General features: G+C 60.6%; 11 protein-coding genes, 1 tRNA gene and 2 rRNA genes (1 of these 14 only partly in view). 10 read left to right on the top strand and 4 right to left on the bottom strand.

Annotated features, from left to right (window positions below; all coding sequences use genetic code 11):
- The 5 genes from NV382_RS04200 to NV382_RS04180 all read left to right on the top strand — a co-directional run.
- Nucleotides 1–2,669 (top strand): 23S ribosomal RNA (locus tag NV382_RS04200) (it extends 123 nt beyond the left edge of the window).
- Nucleotides 2,670–2,895: 226 nt separating this feature from the next.
- Nucleotides 2,896–3,010 (top strand): 5S ribosomal RNA (gene rrf, locus NV382_RS04195).
- Nucleotides 3,011–3,090: 80 nt separating this feature from the next.
- Nucleotides 3,091–3,167 (top strand) — tRNA-Met (locus NV382_RS04190).
- Nucleotides 3,168–3,381: 214 nt separating this feature from the next.
- Nucleotides 3,382–3,579, top strand: coding sequence for a hypothetical protein (locus NV382_RS04185; protein ID WP_260599282.1), 198 nt, complete (start codon nucleotides 3,382–3,384; stop codon nucleotides 3,577–3,579).
- A gap of 95 nt (nucleotides 3,580–3,674) precedes the next feature.
- Nucleotides 3,675–4,049: a hypothetical protein gene (locus NV382_RS04180; protein WP_260599281.1), complete on the top strand. Its 375-nt coding sequence runs from the start codon at nucleotides 3,675–3,677 to the stop codon at nucleotides 4,047–4,049.
- A 139-nt stretch (nucleotides 4,050–4,188) separates the two neighbouring features.
- On the opposite strand, the gene NV382_RS04175 is transcribed toward NV382_RS04180, so the two are convergent.
- A complete protein-coding gene (locus NV382_RS04175) occupies nucleotides 4,189–7,932 on the bottom strand; it encodes an autotransporter outer membrane beta-barrel domain-containing protein (RefSeq protein WP_260600301.1) in 3,744 nt (1,247 codons plus the stop codon).
- A 307-nt stretch (nucleotides 7,933–8,239) separates the two neighbouring features.
- Here NV382_RS04175 and NV382_RS04170 point away from each other — a divergent pair, with 307 nt between their 5' ends.
- Nucleotides 8,240–8,611 (top strand): hypothetical protein, encoded by a 372-nt coding sequence (locus NV382_RS04170; RefSeq protein ID WP_260599280.1) that lies wholly within the window; start codon nucleotides 8,240–8,242, stop codon nucleotides 8,609–8,611.
- Between the two features lie 80 nt (nucleotides 8,612–8,691).
- Here the strand turns inward: NV382_RS04170 and NV382_RS04165 are convergent, their stop codons facing one another.
- Both NV382_RS04165 and NV382_RS04160 read right to left on the bottom strand, forming a co-directional pair.
- Complete coding sequence (locus tag NV382_RS04165) at nucleotides 8,692–8,958, bottom strand: DUF6894 family protein (RefSeq protein ID WP_260599279.1); 267 nt, start codon at nucleotides 8,956–8,958, stop codon at nucleotides 8,692–8,694.
- A gap of 224 nt (nucleotides 8,959–9,182) precedes the next feature.
- Nucleotides 9,183–10,354, bottom strand: a protein-coding gene (locus tag NV382_RS04160) for an IS3 family transposase (RefSeq protein WP_260596817.1) whose coding sequence is annotated in 2 segments (ribosomal slippage) — nucleotides 9,183–10,090 and nucleotides 10,090–10,354 — 1,173 coding nt in all. Because the reading frame shifts where the segments join, the coding sequence is not laid out codon by codon here.
- A gap of 66 nt (nucleotides 10,355–10,420) precedes the next feature.
- Here NV382_RS04160 and NV382_RS04155 point away from each other — a divergent pair.
- On the top strand, nucleotides 10,421–10,618 hold the full coding sequence (locus NV382_RS04155) for a hypothetical protein (protein WP_260599278.1): 198 nt from the start codon (nucleotides 10,421–10,423) through the stop codon (nucleotides 10,616–10,618).
- Nucleotides 10,619–10,925: 307 nt separating this feature from the next.
- Here the strand turns inward: NV382_RS04155 and NV382_RS04150 are convergent, their stop codons facing one another.
- Nucleotides 10,926–12,560 (bottom strand): alkaline phosphatase D family protein, encoded by a 1,635-nt coding sequence (locus tag NV382_RS04150; protein WP_260599277.1) that lies wholly within the window; start codon nucleotides 12,558–12,560, stop codon nucleotides 10,926–10,928.
- Nucleotides 12,561–12,842: 282 nt separating this feature from the next.
- On the opposite strand from NV382_RS04150, the gene NV382_RS04145 reads away from it, so the two are divergent.
- The 3 genes from NV382_RS04145 (at nucleotide 12,843) to NV382_RS04135 (ending at nucleotide 17,737) form a co-directional block, all read left to right on the top strand.
- Complete coding sequence (locus tag NV382_RS04145; protein ID WP_418066786.1) at nucleotides 12,843–15,536, top strand: TonB-dependent receptor; 2,694 nt, start codon at nucleotides 12,843–12,845, stop codon at nucleotides 15,534–15,536.
- A gap of 100 nt (nucleotides 15,537–15,636) precedes the next feature.
- Nucleotides 15,637–17,052, top strand: coding sequence for an amidase (locus tag NV382_RS04140; RefSeq protein ID WP_260599275.1), 1,416 nt, complete (start codon nucleotides 15,637–15,639; stop codon nucleotides 17,050–17,052).
- 67 nt (nucleotides 17,053–17,119) lie between these two features.
- Nucleotides 17,120–17,737, top strand: coding sequence for a TetR/AcrR family transcriptional regulator (locus tag NV382_RS04135; protein ID WP_260599274.1), 618 nt, complete (start codon nucleotides 17,120–17,122; stop codon nucleotides 17,735–17,737).
- Nucleotides 17,738–17,741: the final 4 nt, after the last annotated feature.

The raw sequence follows: 17,741 nt of genomic DNA, 5'->3' as shown, positions 1-17,741 counted from the left end.
AAACCCACCTATCCTGATTATCTTTGCTGCGGTTTCGACCGTAGTGAAGCTAATTGGGGCAAGGTATCACTTAGCTGAATACATAGGCTTCGTGAAGCGAACCCGGCGAACTGAAACATCTCAGTAGCTGGAGGAAAAGACATCAACCGAGATTCCGTTAGTAGTGGCGAGCGAACGCGGACCAGGCCAGTGCCTGAATTTCAACTAGCAGAACACTTTGGAAAGAGTGGCCATAGCGGGTGACAGCCCCGTATGCGAAAGTGAGAATTCAGGACTCGAGTAGGGCGGGACACGTGTAATCCTGTCTGAACATAGGGGGACCACCCTCTAAGCCTAAATACTCGTATGCGACCGATAGTGAACTAGTACCGTGAGGGAAAGGTGAAAAGCACCCCGATGAGGGGAGTGAAACAGTACCTGAAACGGATTGCCTACAAGCAGTAGGAGGGCTCATGTGGCCTGACTGCGTACCTTTTGTATAATGGGTCTGTGACTTAATGTATCAAGCAAGCTTAAGCCGTTAGGTGTAGGCGCAGCGAAAGCGAGTCTGAATAGGGCGCCAGAGTTTGATGTATTAGACCCGAAACCCGGCGATCTAGGCATGACCAGGATGAAGGTGCGGTAACACGCACTGGAGGTCCGAACCGATTAACGTTGAAAAGTTACCGGATGAGTTGTGTTTAGGGGTGAAAGGCCAATCAAGCCGGGAAATAGCTGGTTCTCCGCGAAAACTATTTAGGTAGTGCCTCGGATGAATACCGTAGGGGGTAGAGCACTGGATGGATGCGGGGGTCGCGAGACCTACCAACTCTAACCAAACTCCGAATACCTACGAGTAATATCCGGGAGACAGACGGCGGGTGCTAAGGTCCGTCGTCGAAAGGGAAACAGCCCTGACCTACAGCTAAGGTCCCCAAGTCGTGTCTAAGTGGGAAAGCATGTGGGACTTCCAAAACAACCAGGAGGTTGGCTTAGAAGCAGCCATCCTTTAAAGAAAGCGTAACAGCTCACTGGTCTAAATAAGAGGTCCTGCGGCGAAGATGTAACGGGGCTCAAGACACGCACCGAAGCTTAGGGTTCATCGTAAGATGAGCGGTAGCGGAGCGTTCCGTAAGCCAGTGAAGGCATCTGGTAATGGGTGCTGGAGGTATCGGAAGTGCGAATGCAGACATGAGTAGCGATAAAGAGGGTGAGATGCCCTCTCGCCGAAAGACCAAGGGTTCCTGCGCAAGGCTAATCCGCGCAGGGTGAGCCGGCCCCTAAGACGAGCCCGAAGGGGGTAGTCGATGGGAACCACGTTAATATTCGTGGGCCTGGTGGTGTGTGACGGATCTCGTGTGTTGTTCTCCCTTATTGGATTGGGAGGGCTTCGAAGAGGTTCCAGGAAATAGCCCCACCGTATAGACCGTACCCGAAACCGACACAGGTGGTCAGGTAGAGTATACCAAGGCGCTTGAGAGAAGTGTCCTGAAGGAACTCGGCAAATTGCCTCCGTACCTTCGGAAGAAGGAGGCCCTCATCGTGCGCAAGCATATTGAGGGGGCACAGGCCAGGGGGTAGCGACTGTTTAGCAAAAACACAGGGCTCTGCTAAGTCGGCTTCAAGACGACGTATAGGGCCTGACGCCTGCCCGGTGCCTGAAGGTTAAGTGGAGTGGTGCAAGCTGCGAAATGAAGCCCAGGTAAACGGCGGCCGTAACTATAACGGTCCTAAGGTAGCGAAATTCCTTGTCGGGTAAGTTCCGACCTGCACGAATGGCGTAACGACTTCCCCACTGTCTCCAGGACATGCTCAGCGAAATTGAATTCTCCGTGAAGATGCGGAGTACCCGCGGTTAGACGGAAAGACCCCGTGCACCTTTACTGCAGCTTCAGAGTGGCATTAGGAAAGAACTGTGTAGCATAGGTGGGAGGCTATGAAGCGTCGGCGCCAGCTGGCGTGGAGCCATAGGTGAAATACCACCCTGTTGTTTTCTGATGTCTAACCCAGATCCATGAAACTGGATCGGGGACCCTCTGTGGCGGGTAGTTTGACTGGGGCGGTCGCCTCCTAAAGAGTAACGGAGGCGCGCGATGGTGGGCTCAGGACGGTTGGAAACCGTCTGTTAGAGTGCAATGGCATAAGCCCGCCTGACTGCGAGACTGACAAGTCGAGCAGAGACGAAAGTCGGTCATAGTGATCCGGTGGTCCCTCGTGGAAGGGCCATCGCTCAACGGATAAAAGGTACGCCGGGGATAACAGGCTGATAACCCCCAAGAGCTCATATCGACGGGGTTGTTTGGCACCTCGATGTCGGCTCATCACATCCTGGGGCTGGAGCAGGTCCCAAGGGTTTGGCTGTTCGCCAATTAAAGTGGTACGTGAGCTGGGTTCAGAACGTCGCGAGACAGTTTGGTCCCTATCTGCCGTGGGCGTCGAAATTTGAGAGGAGTTGACCCTAGTACGAGAGGACCGGGTTGAACATACCTCTGGTGTACCTGTCGTTCTGCCAAGAGCGCAGCAGGGTAGCTATGTATGGACGGGATAACCGCTGAAAGCATCTAAGCGGGAAGCCTCCCTCGAGATAAGATTTCATAGAGCCGTCGGAGACCACGACGTTGATAGATCGGATGTAGAAGTGCGGTAACGCATGGAGCTAACCGATACTAATTGCTCTATTTGCGCTTGAGAGTCCCACCATCAACGACAACACTGGGTAACACCCCAGCAAGTTGGAAGATCGTGCGGATGATGAAGCTCACGCCTGATAAACTACACCCAAAGCTTCACAGCTGAACGTGCATCGATTAGGGAGCCCATCAAAGTATTACTTTGATGGGACCCTTGAACCTGAATTTGCTCCCGCAAGGGAACCCGCCGGGTAACGCCGGCGGGCCTGTCTCACCGGCTTTATTGCTTGGTGGTTATAGCGTCAGTGCCCCACCCGATCCCATCCCGAACTCGGCCGTGAAACCTGACTGCGCCAATGGTACTGTTGCTCAAGCAACGGAAGAGTAGGTCGCCGCCAGGCATTGAAGCCGGTGATACAAGCAAACACGGATCCAAGAACCCATTCACATGTCACCTACCCTATGTCCCCAACAGGACCGTCGCGGGGTGGAGCAGCCCGGTAGCTCGTCAGGCTCATAACCTGAAGGTCACAGGTTCAAATCCTGTCCCCGCAACCAAACACAGCCCGCAGGTCGAAAGACTTAGCGGGATTTTTGCGTCTGGACTCCCGGCCTCGCAGCAGCAATGTAAGCACTGCGGAAGCAAGAGGGCGCGTGATCCTGCGTAGGTATGCAAGCGCCGGCTGCGACGTCGCTACGCGACTAGCGTTAGCGGTGGTATGGCGCGGTCTTCATCCTACCGCTGCGCTTCGTCTATGTGCCGGCGACGTTGTTGATGATAGAATTCAGACTGGCTTGGATCGCCGACCGGAATGAGCGGATTTTCGATCAGGCTGATGCCGTCGAAAGCTATGTGTCCCAGTCGGAGGCGCTGCAGGGCAAGAGCTTTGTGGTTGCGCTAATTGCGATCTGTCTTGGGCCGCCGTTAGCGTTGTACGGCCGCCCTGCCGATTATCCCGCAGCCAAATGAGCACAACATATGCGTTCTCGCTTCAGAAGCTCGGGCAGCCATGTGCTCCGGAACGCCCTCTGGCGAACCCAAGCACCGAACTTAACTGAAGCACCATGATCGCCGCCGCATTCCTTTGTTTCGTGACGCACGTTCACGGCGGAGACGGCCCGCTGTGGTGCGGCAATGGCGTGAAGCTTTGCGTCGCCGGCATTCAGGCGCCCGACTTCGAGGCCGCAGAGCCGTGCCGCCGGGGTAAGGCCGCCTATGTCTGCAACGACACGCAGGCCAAGCGCAGCCGCGCGATCATAGATCGCCTAGTGCTGCGGAAGACGCTCACCTGTCAGCCGGTCGGCAAGTCCTACGCCCGCATCGTCGCTCGCTGCACGCTGCCGGACGGACGTAGTCTGTCATGTGCTGCAATCGCAGCCGGGGCAGCCACACGGTGGAATAGCTACTGGCGGCGGTATGGGATGGGGGAGTGCCGTTAAGGCTGCTGAACGGGGTGTACCCTGCCGAAGCGGTGAGCAGCTTGATGCTGGTGAGAGAATAGAGACCGCGAGCGAACGCAAAGGTGACCACTACTCACGCAGCGGCCACCCAGATGTTACGCGCTTTTTGGCTTGGCGATCAGAACTTGATGCTCAGGCCGCCGCGACCACCGCCGCCTTTATAGTTGCTGCTGTAGTCACCGAATGCCTCCAGGAAGCCGCTGACACGATTGCCGGAGTTAATGTTGAGGCCCAGCGTACCGCGACCGTAATCCCCGAGTTGCCGATCCCGAAGGCTGACAGTCTGGCCGCCACTTGAGAACTGGGTGTCGTTGTCACCTTTGAACTCGTGGACGTACTGACCGCCGATATAGAAGGTCATCGTGTTAGCGCCCGAACTGCGTTCCATGCCCAGTCGTGCACCAGCTTTCCCGCGGAGCCCTTCCGAACCATCAAAGCCAAGCGTAGCAGACGAGACGTTCAGTGCGTCGATATCGGTGTGAACATACTCGATGGATGCTGCAGGCTCCAGGAAGGCGCTTGCAGAGCCAAGGCGCAGACCGGCTTCTGCGCGACCACCATAGCTGTTGCCGTCTAGCTTCCGCCGGATGCCAGCCGAGGGCGTAACGGCGTCGATCCAGTAATGCTCGTACTTGCCTAGGCCGTTCAGGAAGAACCTGCCCGCATTGATACTGGCATAGGCCCCGCCGTTGACCGCCTGGTAGCCCAGCCGATCGCCCGTGTTGCGATAGCGAAGCGTGGAATTGGCATAGCCGCCGGTGACACCGATCACGAAGCCGTCGCGCCCCGTGACGCTGCCGAAGTCGTAGCCGATCTGCCCACCGAAGAAATCCTGATCGTTGTTCAGGATCACCGTCTGCGACTGCCCGAAGACGCTAGTTGTGGAACGTGAGGTGCGACGATCGGTGGAGCCAAACATCTGTCCCCACAATGCCGAAGCGCGCTGCGGGGTGTCGTCCGTGCCGCCACCACGTGAGTCTCGCAGGCTCTGCATGTGATTGGAAACCGCATCGCTGGTCCGGTAGAAGATCTCCCGTGCCCCGCCTGCCACTCCGGCAAGTTGATAAGCTGCCGTGTCGGGCGTGCCGAACAGGGCGTAGTTGTTGGCCGCCGCATCGTAAGCCAGGTTATATCGGACTAGCCCGCCTGAAACCCCGCCCGAGAGTGTGAAGGCCGTTGGCGAGCTGCCGGCGCCGGCATCCACCACGACCAGATTGTTGACGAGGATGCTGGGTGTGGCCTGAAGCTGTGCAAGCGCAATGCCCGTACTTCCTGTCGCTGCGCCGCCCACCACCAGCCGGTCAGCAGTTGCTCCGTTCGGCGTGATAGCGACGTCTACACCCAAGGTGCTGTTTCCGGCGCCGGTGAAGCTGCCTGGGATCGTCAGCGTGTCGCCGGTAATGCCATTGCGCATGTCGAGCATGCCGTTATTTACAAAGGACTCGAGGCCAGTCAGCGTGACTGCACCCGCCGTGGTGAAGTTGCGTCGAGCAAAGAACCGTCCGTTGTTCACAAACGTATCGTTGCCGCCGCCGAAGTCGCTGTTGGCTCCAGCATCAAAGGTGCCGTTGTTGGTTAGGGTATCATTGCTGTCGGTAAGATCGAGATAGCCGGCCACGGATCCGGAAGCGGTGATCGTCACGTTGGCCAGTGCACCATCGACATCGATCGCGGGTCCGGTGGCGCTGGAGACTGCATCACCGATCGTGATCGTCGCGCCCGTGCCCGATGTCACATCAATGCCCGCGGTGCGCCCAGTAACCGTGGCACCGGGAAGCGTGGTAACCGTCACTGCACACGCGCTGGAAGCGAGAATAGCCGTACCCTGCGCAGAGGTGATGTCATCGCGAGCCGTGATGCCGATGTTGCTGCATCCAGGGCTCGTTGCCACGATGCCGTTCGATCCTGGGCCGCTGACAATCACGGGGCCAGCTATAATCGTCTGGTCGCCGCTAGTGGTGCCCACGTTGATCCCGTCGGAGCTGGCGCCTGTTGTAGTGATCGGTCCAGCGTTCACCGTGACGGGGCCGGCGCCGCCGCTCACGTCGACACCATCGGAGTCGGTGCCGCTAGTGCTCACAGGGCCCGTGCTGACGATGATCGGGCCAGTGCCGGAGACATCCACGCCGGGCGAGTTGTTGCCCGTGGTCGTAACCGGACCCGTGGATACGGTCGTAGTGCCAGAACCCCCATTGACGATGACGCCCGGGGAGTCGTTGCCACCCGTTGTGACGGGGCCGGTCGCCACGTCGGTGGGGCCGTTACCTCCGCCATTATCCACGTCCACGCCGGGAGAGTTGTCGCCGCCAGTGTTTACCGGGCCTGTGACCGCATTCACGCGGCAGACGCCGGGCCCGACCGCCAGGCAGGCAGCCGGATTTTGTATGATGCTAAGACCGGTTGATCCGTCCCCGAGCGTGGTGATCGCACCGAGGTTCGTGGTGATGTTGCCGACCGAATTGAGCAGCACCGCCGCAGCACCGTCACCTGCGGTGGAGATGTTCTGGCCTATCAGATTGACGTCACATCCGCCTGCGCCAACGATCGCACACACTGTCGGATCAGAAGCAATATCGACGCCCGCTGCGTTGTCGCCATTGGTGCGCAGCACGCCAACGTTACCGGTGGTCGGACCAGCAATGCGGGCGAGTACGCCGGTTGCTCCTGCGCCGTTGGTGGTCAGCTGGCCAACGCTGAAGCTGCTGCCGCAGTTACCCGCGCCCACAACGGCACAGGCTTCCGGCTGCGACGCTAGATCAAGGCCGATGGCTTGATCGCCATTGGTTTCAAGGACACCTACGTTTGCGACGATCGGTCCACCCGCGCGCACCAGAGCGCCCGGGGAGCTCGCGCCCTGAGTTGTGAGGTTTTGTACGGTGAAGGCAGTCCCACAACCGCCTACGCCAAGAACTGCGCACGCTGTGGGATCGGTGGATAGGTTCAGTCCTGCCGCCTGATCGCCGTCAGTCCGCAATGCGCCGATGTTGATGCTGGTGCTGCCGGCTGCGGTTACCAAGCCGCCGATGCCCCCAAAACCGCCTGTCGTCACCTCGCCAAGGTTGACGGTGTTGGTGCATCCGCCAGCTCCGAGCAGAACGCAGGCGGCCGCGTCATTGGAGATGTCGAAGGCAACAGCATCGGTCCCGCCGGTTCGGATCGCGCCACCTTGGAGGAGGCTGTTCCCGGCAGCACGGATTACGGCGCCATCAGATAGGTTGCCATTTGTGGTGATCAGGTCGGCGGTGAGGCTGGCCGGACCGTTCAAGGACTGAATAATCGCACCGTTTGAACTCTCACCAACCGTGCTCAGCGTGTTGGTGACAGCCTCAACCGAAGCGCCCTGCAGATTGATGGCAGGCGCGTTGGCGCCGATAGTGGAGATGGTGCCATCGGCAACGAAGATCACTTCATCCACCGCACGTAGCAAAGCACCTGTTGCGCCATCGCCAACAGTGGTGATGCTGGTAATCTGGGCACCGACACCTGCCGCCGAGTCAACGATAAGGCCGGGCTGGTTGATCGTGTTGATCACGGCCGACCCGAGCGCGTTGATGTTTACGTCGGCACCTGGCGCCAGGCTGGTCAGGGTAACCGTGCGCGGAGACTGAAAGCCATCCTGAAGGACAACATTGATGGGAGTAAGGCTATCCACGATGTCGAGCACAGGAGCCAAGGGCGGAAGGGGGGCTGTAGGATCGGTAACAGGAAGACCGGGCGTACAGACGATGACGCCTAACACATCAGGCGTACACACACTCTGCGCTTGAGCGGGCGTGATGCTGACTGCACCGGCGCCTGCGGCGATCATCGGTGCAATAGCGCGGGTAAGCGCCAGGAGGCTAATACCAGTGTTCGTCCTCATCTTCACGAAGTGTCCCCTCATCCTGAACCGGCCGATAGGTACTGGGCCGTTCCGGCAACTTATTGATGCAAAGATGAAGAGACGGTAAAAGGCCGAGAAATTTTCCGGGACATTTCAGGATGTTAATAGACCTTACGGTTCGGAACGAAAACGCAGGGTGAGAGTTTTTGAGCGCCCGCTACCTTCAGTAATCTCGCTCAGCCGACGATCAAACGGTCTACCGGCGGATAAGCCCTCTGGCGCAACGGAGACGTGCATGTCGTAATGGATCATCAACCGCGCAGGCGTACTACATGCCCCGAGGTGCATGATGTACGAGATCCGAGTCGATAGAGCTAATGAGCTGATCGAAGTCACGCTCGGGGAGATGATGTCGCTGGATGAAGTGAGTAACTACATCACCGAGTTGAAGCGCCAGATCACGTTCTATGAACTTTCGAGCTATGCGTTGATCATCGACGTGACCCATTGTCCCGTCCAGGCGCAGGACATGATTCGATCCATGGGGCAGCACATGGCGACGATGCCCAAGGCACGCGCTCTTGCAGTGGTCACTGAAAGCGCGCTTGCTCGCATGCAGGTGCGCCGCCTGTTCACGCAACCCTATGCTCGCATCACTGCCGCCATTCCTGAAGGGCGTGCTTGGGTCTTGCATGGGATTGAGCCCGCGACGCGCTAATCGCTCTCGCCCCGGTAATCGGATCTTCGGCTAACAACGCTATCATCCCAAGGGCTTTCCTCGAACGTGGTGTTGGCCGATCAGGCCCTCGCTACGATCTCTCGCGCGCCCAGCCGGATCTTCAGCACATCACAGAAGTGCACGGCAGAGAGGAAGCGACCTTGCGCATCGTGTATCTCAATGGTCTCGCCAAGCTGAAGATCGCCGTCTTGAACAGCTTCGCTCATTATATCCCGCGCCGAAACGGCAGCGGTGGCTACGGCGGCGGCAAGACTGGGGAGCTCGATACCATCCTCGTCACCAATGAAGTCCGTGGTAGTTCTCAGGTTCAAATAGAAGAGGGACACGAACGTACTCCGCAAGCCAAGGGACGGGAGCGCTTCGTCTCTCAGTCGTCGAGGGCCCAATCTGCTCGACGATGATTTTGTTATACCCGCTGCTTGATCGCCGTTGTTAACATTGAACATTGACGACCAATTTATTTGGTTGTCTTGCTTTAATATCCTATGTTTATATCGGCTTATACGGCTGCAGTGATGACCTGCCCCCGTCGAGTGAACCGGGTTTATTGTTAGTGGATTATGTTCGTTGCCGCCATATCCGGGCGGAGGTGGAGCGAAGCGGAACCGGAGGCCGGATATGGCGGTGAAGCCGTTTCTGGGGCCGGTGGTCGGTAGCCCAGGCTGCTGTGCGGCCGGACTGTGTTGTAATGCCGCCGCCAGGCTTCGATCAGCACCGTCGCCTCGGCGAGGCTGTAGAAGATCTCGCCGTTGAGCAGTTCGTCGCGCAGCGACCCGTTGAAGCTCTCATTGTAGCCATTCTCCCATGGTGATCCCGGTGCGATGTAGAGCGTCTTCACGCCGATCTGGCCGAGCCATTTCTGCACAGCGTTGGCGATAAACTCGGCGCCATTATCCGACCGTATGTGCGCCGGCGGGCCTCGTGTGACGAACAGGTCCGCCAAAGCCGCCAGCACGTCTTCATGCTTGAGCTGACGTGCCACGATGAGCCCCAGGCACTCCCGGCTGGCTTCGTCGATGATGGTCAGGATACGGAACTTGCGACCATCATGCGTGCGGCCTTCGACGAAGTCGTACGCCCATACATGCCCCGGATACTCAGGCCGCAGCCGGATGCACGATCCGTCATTAAGCCACAGACGTCCGCGCTTTGGTTGACGTTGCGGGACCTTGAGCCCCTCACGCCGCCAGATCCGCTCGACCCGTTTATGGTTCACCGTCCACCCGGCATGGCACAGCAATGCCGTCACCCGGCGATAGCCGTAGCGACCATATTGCTTCGCCAGTGCGATGATGTCCTCGCTCAGCACCTGCTCATCATCCGCCCCACGCGGCACCTTGCGCTGCGTCGATCGATGCTGCCCCAGCACCCGGCAGACCCGTCGCTCGGATACCGGAAGCTCTCGTCGCACATGATCGATACAACGCCGTCGCCGCGCGGGGCTTAGAAGTTTCCCCGCGCCGCCTCCTGCAAGATCAGCTTATCCAACGTCAGGTCCGAGATCGCCCGGCGGAGCCGAAGATTCTCCTTTTCCAGATCCTTCATACGCCGTGCCTGGTCGGTTTTCAGACCGCCATATTCCTTGCGCCAGCGGTAATAGGTTTGTTCGCTGACAGAGATCCGCCGGCACGCTTCGGCAGTCGATGCCCCCTGCGACAGAACGATCTCAACTTCACGCAGCTTCCCGATGATCTCTTCCGGCTTGTGCTTCTTGAATGGCATCTGTCGTCCCTTTCGTGGTCCAGACTATCATAGTCTCTGGGCCACTCAGCGGGGGGCAGATCACCTTTGAACACCCGCCTCACGGTTCTTAGCCGACCGATGGAGATCGACAAGGCCGCGGGCATGACGCCGAGTGTGGAAGGCGACATCAACCGCATAAGTTGGGCCGATCGCGGTATCGGCTTTAGTGTCGCCGCACCTCGATCACCCGCCGAACTGCAACCCGTAGCTGATGCGATCCGAAGGCAAACGCTCACTGCTTGAACGAGCGACCTCAGCAAGGCGAGACTGAGCTGCCGCGCCCGGGATCAGCACGCCCTTGTCGCGTAGCGGTGCGAAATCTGCTCGGCATCTCTGCCGCGCAAACGGCTTGGGGCGACCAAGGCTTGTGTATATCTGCGCCCCAATTGCCAAACCCATCGTTTCAGATGATACGCTTCAACCGGCGTTGGTTAACAACTTCATGAATGAGCATCCGAAGTCAGGAAGCGCGAGGCGGGCGCTGAGCGACTGTATTTGGCTCATTGCCGCAAGTGCCGGTCAATTGCAGCGCTTAGCGGTGATTCTCGACCTAGGCGCGCGACAACCTGTAGGAAGACCGCTCCGACACCAGACGCGTCGTGTCGAGCACGGCGGTGGATTGAATATCAAGCGAGGGCAGGAACACCCAGTCATTGCTTACCGCGTCGCGCGTCAGAATGGTCACCATGTAACCGCGGCGGCTGGTTTCGCACCATTTGAGGCCGGGATTGGCGGCGACGAAGTCCTGCGCGATGGTCAGGGCGTCGCCGGCGAAGCGCTTTTCGACGCCCAGCGACGACACGCTGTGGCCGGCAAATTCGACACCGACGGGCCGGCCTTCATGAGCCAGTTCATAGGCCCAGGCATTGTGGCTGTCGCCGCTCAGTACGACAAGGTTTGCCCGTGCCTTGGCGGCACCGGCGAGTAGCCGCGTGCGGGCGGCGGGGTAGCCGTCCCAGCGGTCCAGGCCCATCGGTATGCCGGCATCGGCCAGCTCTGCGGCGGCGCCCAATTCGGCCTGGTCGCGCCCGCTGGGCGTGGCACCGGGGGCAAACCAGGCAGGAGACACCTTCGGCAGTCTTGTCGGTGCCACGATCACTTGCTGTGCGAGCACCTGCCAGCGCGTGCCGCCGCCAGCGGAGTCCGCTAGGCCGTCTGCCAGCCAGCGTTCCTGCGTCGACCCCATCATCGTCCGTGCCGGATCGGCCAGCGGGCCATCGCGGAACCGGGCTATCGCCTCGCGCGGATCGCCGGCGCCGAACAGGGCCGCACCGATCTCCAGTTGCTTCGACCGGGCCAGCAGACGGGTTTCGAGCCGGAACAGCGTGGCGAGATCGCCGATCTGGTAGCGGTCGTAATCCGAGTTGCGCATCGGCAGCCATTCACGGAACGCGCGCACGCCGGCCGCCTTGCGGACATCCCAGGGGCCGTCTTGGGCCCCATGATTCTTCGCGCCACCTTCCCAGCTGTTGTTCGCCGTCTCGTGATCGTCCCACATCGCGATCATGGGAAAATTGCGATGCAGTTCCTGCAGGCCGGGATCGGCGCGATAGCTGGCATAACGCAGCCGGTAGTCTGCCAGCGACACCGCTTCGCCCCGCGGCTGAACGTCACGCGCCTTTGCCAAGGCGGCCAGGGCATCGGAACGATCGACCGGTGACTCGTAGATATAGTCGCCAAGATGCACGATCAGATCGAGATCATCGCGCGCTGCGGCATGGGCATAGGCGTTGAACCAGCCCGACGTGGCATTGGCGCAGGAAAAAACGCCGATGCGGAACTTGCCGGGCTTGCCGGCGGGCAATGTCCGCGTACGTCCGACCGGTGATGTCTCGCCATTTGGCGCCACGAAGCGATAGTAATACCAGCGGCCCGGTTCGAGGCCAGTCGGATAGGCGTGCACGCAGAAATCGGTCATCGCGCTGGAAGAGGCCGATCCGCGCGATACTATATGGATAAAGCGCCTATCAGCGGCAATCTCGACCTTGAGCGCCGTAGTGCCGCCATCCGTTGGCACGAAGCGCGTCCACAGCACGACGCTGTCCACCTTCGGGTCGCCACTCGCGACCGAGTGGGTGAAGCCGGCGGCCGGGCCGGCGGCAGAAAGACTGGATGGTAGCAGCGCCAGGCCAGGCAGCAGCGTGGCCGCTTGCAGGATCGATCGACGGTTCAGGATGAAAGACATGATAACTCCAGGATTCGCCTGGCGCTACCAGCCAATTATGATAGTTTTAAGTATTATTACCATGTCACAAAAGTGCAGTATCGTTGTCAGATAAATACCTTACAAGTCGCATACGAGAGTAATGGCTATCGTTTAACGGACCGTTCGACGCAGGCATCCAGCCTGCCAAGGGGTCTGTCGATGCGTTTCATTTCTCCCGTTCTCGGGCGCACCGGGGTGCGCGCGATCAAGCTGCTGGCGCTTGCTGGCGTGGGTATTCCGGCGCTTGCTGCGGCCAGCGACGTGACCGGCGTGGTGACCAGTGCGTCGCTGCAGCGCCCGGTGCAGGGCGCGCGCGTGACGATCGACCAGAGCTCGATCCAGGCGACGACCGATCAGGACGGCCGTTACGTTCTCACCGGCGTCACTGCAGGCACGCATACGCTGCGCATCGACGAGCCCGGCTACGCGCCGTTCACCATCGATATCGTCGCATCGGACGATCAGGCGATTGCCGCGAACGGCGTGTTGACGCTGGCCGATGCCGAGGGTGCCGGTGATATCGTCGTTACAGGATCGCGTGCCTCGCGCGTGCTGTCGATCGAACGCAAGCGCGCGCTGGCCACCATCTCGGACGTCGTATCCTCCGACGGCATCGGCAAGCTGCCCGATTACAATACGGCGGAAGCGCTGCAACGCCTGCCCGGCGTGTCGGTCGAGATCGATCAGGGCGAGCCGCGCTATGTCGTGGTGCGCGGCATCGATCCCAATCTCAACCAGGTCATGGTCGACGGCAATCTCGTCGGTATTCCCGAAGCCGAGGGGCGCCGCGTTGCGCTCGACACGATCCCGTCCGATCTGGTTGCTTCGATCGAAGTCGTGAAGGCCGTAACGCCGGACTATGACGCCAATGCGATCGGCGGCAGCATCAACATCGTCACGCCCACGGCGTTCGACCAGACGCCCCCCTTCACCTTCGCCAGCGTACGCGGATCGTATAACGACAAATCGGGCAAGACCGGCTTTGGTGGCAGCGCGACGCATGGCCAGAAATTCGGACCGGACGAACAGTTCGGGATCGTCGTGGCGGGCAGCTATTCCAAGCGCTTCATCGACAGCGATTCGGCCGAGCCGACCAATTGGACAGCCTTTACGACCAACGGCACGAGGGTCACCGCGCCGACCAACTACACGCTGTACGATTACCGCATCATGCGCGAGCGGATCGGCGGCATCGTCAATCTCGATTGGCGTCCCAGTGACCAGACGCGCGTCTATGTGCGCACCATCTATGACGAGTTCACCGACCACGAGGAGCGCGACCAGTTCAATTTCGCGCTGGTCAACAGCGCGCCGGCACCGACGGTACTGAACCGCACCTCGATCCGCTTCCCCAATGGCCGCGCCACACGCCAGTTCCGCCAGAACGATCAGACGCAGAAGCTGTACAATGTCTCGCCCGGCGCGGAGCTGAAGTTCGGACAGTTCGAACTCGACCTGAATTATACCTATGCCCATGCGCAGGAGCATACGCCGATCCGCGACGATCTCGAGTTCCGCTCCGCCGCCAATCAGACGGCGACGTTGGACCTCAGTTCGGATCGTCCACTCTTCTCCGCCATCGACCCGCGCCTGTCGGATCCCAATGCCTTCCCGCTGCGGCGCATCCGGGAGCGCCGCGAGCAGATCGACGAGGATCTGAACACCGTGCGCGCCGACCTGAAATACAATTTCGGTGACAACGAGGCGAGCTTCATCAAGATCGGTGGCAAGTTCATCGATCGCGTCAAGGATCGCGACAACTCGCAAACCCAGCGCGACGCCGTCCCGACAGCACCATCGTCGCCCGGCAGCATTGGCCAGGCCTTGCCGACACCGGACGATTTCTACAATGGCGATTACGCCTTCGGACCGGCGATCAACTATCAGGGTGTGCTCGATTATTACGCCGCGCATCCCAACCTGATCGCACTCAACGCCGGCCAGACCGCGATCAACGACAAGTCGCTCGATTATCATATCCACGAAAAGATCTATGCCGGCTACGCGATGGCCAGTCTGACGTTTGGCGATCTGAACGCGATTGGCGGCGTGCGCGTCGAGCGCACCGAAGGGCGCTACGATGCGTTCCAGCTGCGCACGACGACCGGCATCACGCCGCTGTCGTTCGACAACAAGTACACGCACGTCCTGCCCAGCGTGCACCTCAATTATCGTCCGCGTCGTGATTTTACGCTGCGGGCCGCCTGGACCAACACGATCGGGCGGCCCAACTACGATGCCTCTGTGCCTAGCTTCACCGAGGAAGCCGGGGCCGGCACTGCGGGGAACCCCGATCTGAAGCCCTACACGTCGATGGGGCTCGACGTATCGGCGGAATATTATCCCGACGCCGAGAGCATCTTCTCGGTCGGCGCCTTCTACAAGCACCTAAAGAACCCGGTCTTCACGCAGACGATCCTGAACACCAGCTTTGCCGGCGTTCCTTTGCTGTCGCTGTCGCAGCCGCAGAATGCGGATTCGGGGAAACTCTACGGCATCGAGGCGAACGCGCAGCGCCGGCTGACCTTCCTGCCGGCGCCGCTCGATGGCTTCGGCATCTCGGCCAACGCGACCTATGTCACGTCGAACGTGAAGGTGCCGGGGCGTGAATCCGAGGACATTCCGTTCTTCGGGCAATCGAACTGGATCGCCAACGCCGCCTTGTTCTACGAAAAGGGTCCGTTCGAGGCGCGCGTCGCCGTGGCGTACCGCACCGCATTCATCGCCAATGTCGGCAATGCCACGCAAAAGACCGCCGCCGATATCTACGAGGCCGGGCGCACGTCGCTCGATGCGCGGATGAGCTACAAGGTGACTAAGGGCATCGAGCTGTTCGGCGCGCTGTCTAACATCACCAATGCACCGCTTAGCTACTATCAGACGACCAGGGACCAGACCTATGCGCGCCAGATCTATTCGTTCAACGGCGATTTCGGTGTGAGCGTGCGGTTCTGATGGTCGGCTGAGACAATCGCAGCGCCATTCCCGAGGAACGTCCGGGAGTGGCGCGGCGGCTGGCGACGCGGCACAAGGAGGACGACAACAGGAGCGGACCATGGATGATTATGCCGAGCATGACGGCCTGGCGCTCGCCGCGCTGGTGCGCAGCGGTGCTGTGTCGCCGGCTGAACTTGTCGAGGCGGCGATTGCAGGGATCGAGCGGCTCGACCCCACGATCAACGCTATCGTTTACCGCGCATTTGACGAGGCGCGGGCCGCGGCGCGCGAGCCGATCGGGGAGGGGGTGTTTGCCGGCGTCCCCTTCCTGGTCAAGGACTTCGGCATTGGCGTGGCAGGCTGGCCAAATACTTCCGGCAGCCGCTTCTGCGCGAACGTGGTTGATCAGGCCGATAGCGGGCTGATGCGGCGCTACCGCGACAGCGGGGTGATCCCGATCGGCCGGGGCGCCAGTTCGGAGTTCGGCATCGTCGGTAATGTCGAGACCGCATTGCACGGCGCGGTGCGCAATCCCTGGCACACAGACCATGCGGCGGGCGGATCGTCGGGCGGGTCGGCGGCAGCGGTGGCGGCGGGCTATGTGCCGCTTGCTCATGCCAGCGATGGTCTGGGCTCGATCCGTATCCCTGCGGCATGTTGTGGTCTGGTCGGGCTCAAGCCGACGCGCGATCGCAACCCCAATCTGCCCGACGGGTTCGATTATGCAACGGGCTTCTGCGTCGATCATGTCGTGACGCGCACGATTCGCGACAGCGCCGCGATGCTCGACGTGACGGGGCGGCCGGAACCGGGCTCGCCTTATGCCGTGCCCGCCAAGGCTGGCCCCTATCTCGACGAGGTGACGCGGGCGCCGGGGCGATTGCGCATCGCTTGGTCGGCCGACACCCCCGGTGGTGGCTCGCCAGAGCCTGAGGTCCAAGCCGCGCTCGAACGGGTGGTGCTGGATCTGGCAGCGTTGGGGCATGAACTGATCCCCCGTTCGCTTGGCGACGTCACCGCGATCTATCAGGCGCGTGTCGCCGTGTCGGGCGCCAACCTGGCGGCCGGCATGGCGCGCACCATAGAGCGCGCGGGCCGAGAGCCACAATCGGGGGAGATCGAGCCGTTGACCGCCGCCGTGCTGATGCAGTCGCGCCGTATCACCGGCGAGGCAGCCTTGCTCGCACTGCAGGAGGTGCGCATGCTGGCCCGTGCGGTGGTGGCGCAATTCGAATCGTTCGACGTCTTCCTGTCGCCCGTAATGACCGCGCCACCGCCCACGATCGGCTATATCACCGGTACCTCGACCGACCCCGCCCAGGTTTCGCAGCGACAAGCGGCGCTGTTTCCTTATCCCGCCTTGTTCAACTTCACCGGTCAGCCATCGATGTCGTTGCCGCTTGCCATGTCAACCTCGGGGCTGCCGATCGGCATGATGTTCACCGGCCGCTACGCCGACGAGGCGACATTGTTTCGACTAGCCGGGCAGCTCGAACGCGAACTGCCCTGGTCGCACCGGCGACCGCGCCTGTAACAAAACGGCGATCTCGATCTGTAATCGTGAGGATGGCCAGAATCTACAAACGTCGAAGGAGAGTTCCATGCCTACCATCAGGGCCGCGCCGCGTGCGCGACCGCAGCAGGAACGGTCGCAACAGACTTATGACCTGTTGCTCAACGTGGCCGGTGAATTGCTCGCCGAGGTCGGCATCGATCGTATCTCGACCAACATGATCTGCGCGCGCGCCGGGCTGACGCCGCCGGCCCTGTACCGCTATTTTGACGACAAATACGATTTGCTGGAGGCGCTCGGGCAGCGGCTGATGACGCGGCAGAATGCGGCGCTGGAGGAATGGATCGCGCGCTACCAACCCGGCGGGATCGCCATGTTGCGCGGCAATATCGAGGAGTTGCTGCGCGTCACGGCCGCGGTGACGGCGCGCGAACCCGGCGCGGTGTGGATCCTGCGCGCGCTCCACGCCTCCCCGCGCTTGATACATGTCCGCGTCGAATCGCACCGCTGGGTGACCGACCGGCTGACCGACACATACCTGCCGTTCCTGCCCGGGCTGGATCGCGAGCAGCTTTGGCGACGATTGCGTATCTCGGTCGAACTGGGCTTTGCGATCGACGAAATGCTGCAGGAGGAGGAGCGCGTTTCGGCGGACATGGCGTTCCGCAACGCGGCGCAGATGCTCGGCGCCGACTTGACGGATTGAGCGC

It is taken from the genome of Sphingomonas endolithica, from assembly GCF_025231525.1.
Lineage (GTDB): Bacteria > Pseudomonadota > Alphaproteobacteria > Sphingomonadales > Sphingomonadaceae > Sphingomonas > Sphingomonas endolithica.
This window is presented reverse-complemented; position numbering and strand designations above follow the sequence as displayed.

Excerpts from the sequence above, each read along its gene's own strand:
- NV382_RS04170 (WP_260599280.1), top strand. The coding sequence starts at position 8,240 with ATGATGTACGAGATCCGAGTCGATAGAGCTAATGAGCTGATCGAAGTC.
- NV382_RS04175 (WP_260600301.1), bottom strand. The coding sequence starts at position 7,932 with ATGAGGACGAACACTGGTATTAGCCTCCTGGCGCTTACCCGCGCTATT.
- NV382_RS04180 (WP_260599281.1), top strand. The coding sequence starts at position 3,675 with ATGATCGCCGCCGCATTCCTTTGTTTCGTGACGCACGTTCACGGCGGA.
- NV382_RS04150 (WP_260599277.1), bottom strand. The coding sequence starts at position 12,560 with ATGTCTTTCATCCTGAACCGTCGATCGATCCTGCAAGCGGCCACGCTG.
- NV382_RS04135 (WP_260599274.1), top strand. The coding sequence starts at position 17,120 with ATGCCTACCATCAGGGCCGCGCCGCGTGCGCGACCGCAGCAGGAACGG.
- NV382_RS04140 (WP_260599275.1), top strand. The coding sequence starts at position 15,637 with ATGGATGATTATGCCGAGCATGACGGCCTGGCGCTCGCCGCGCTGGTG.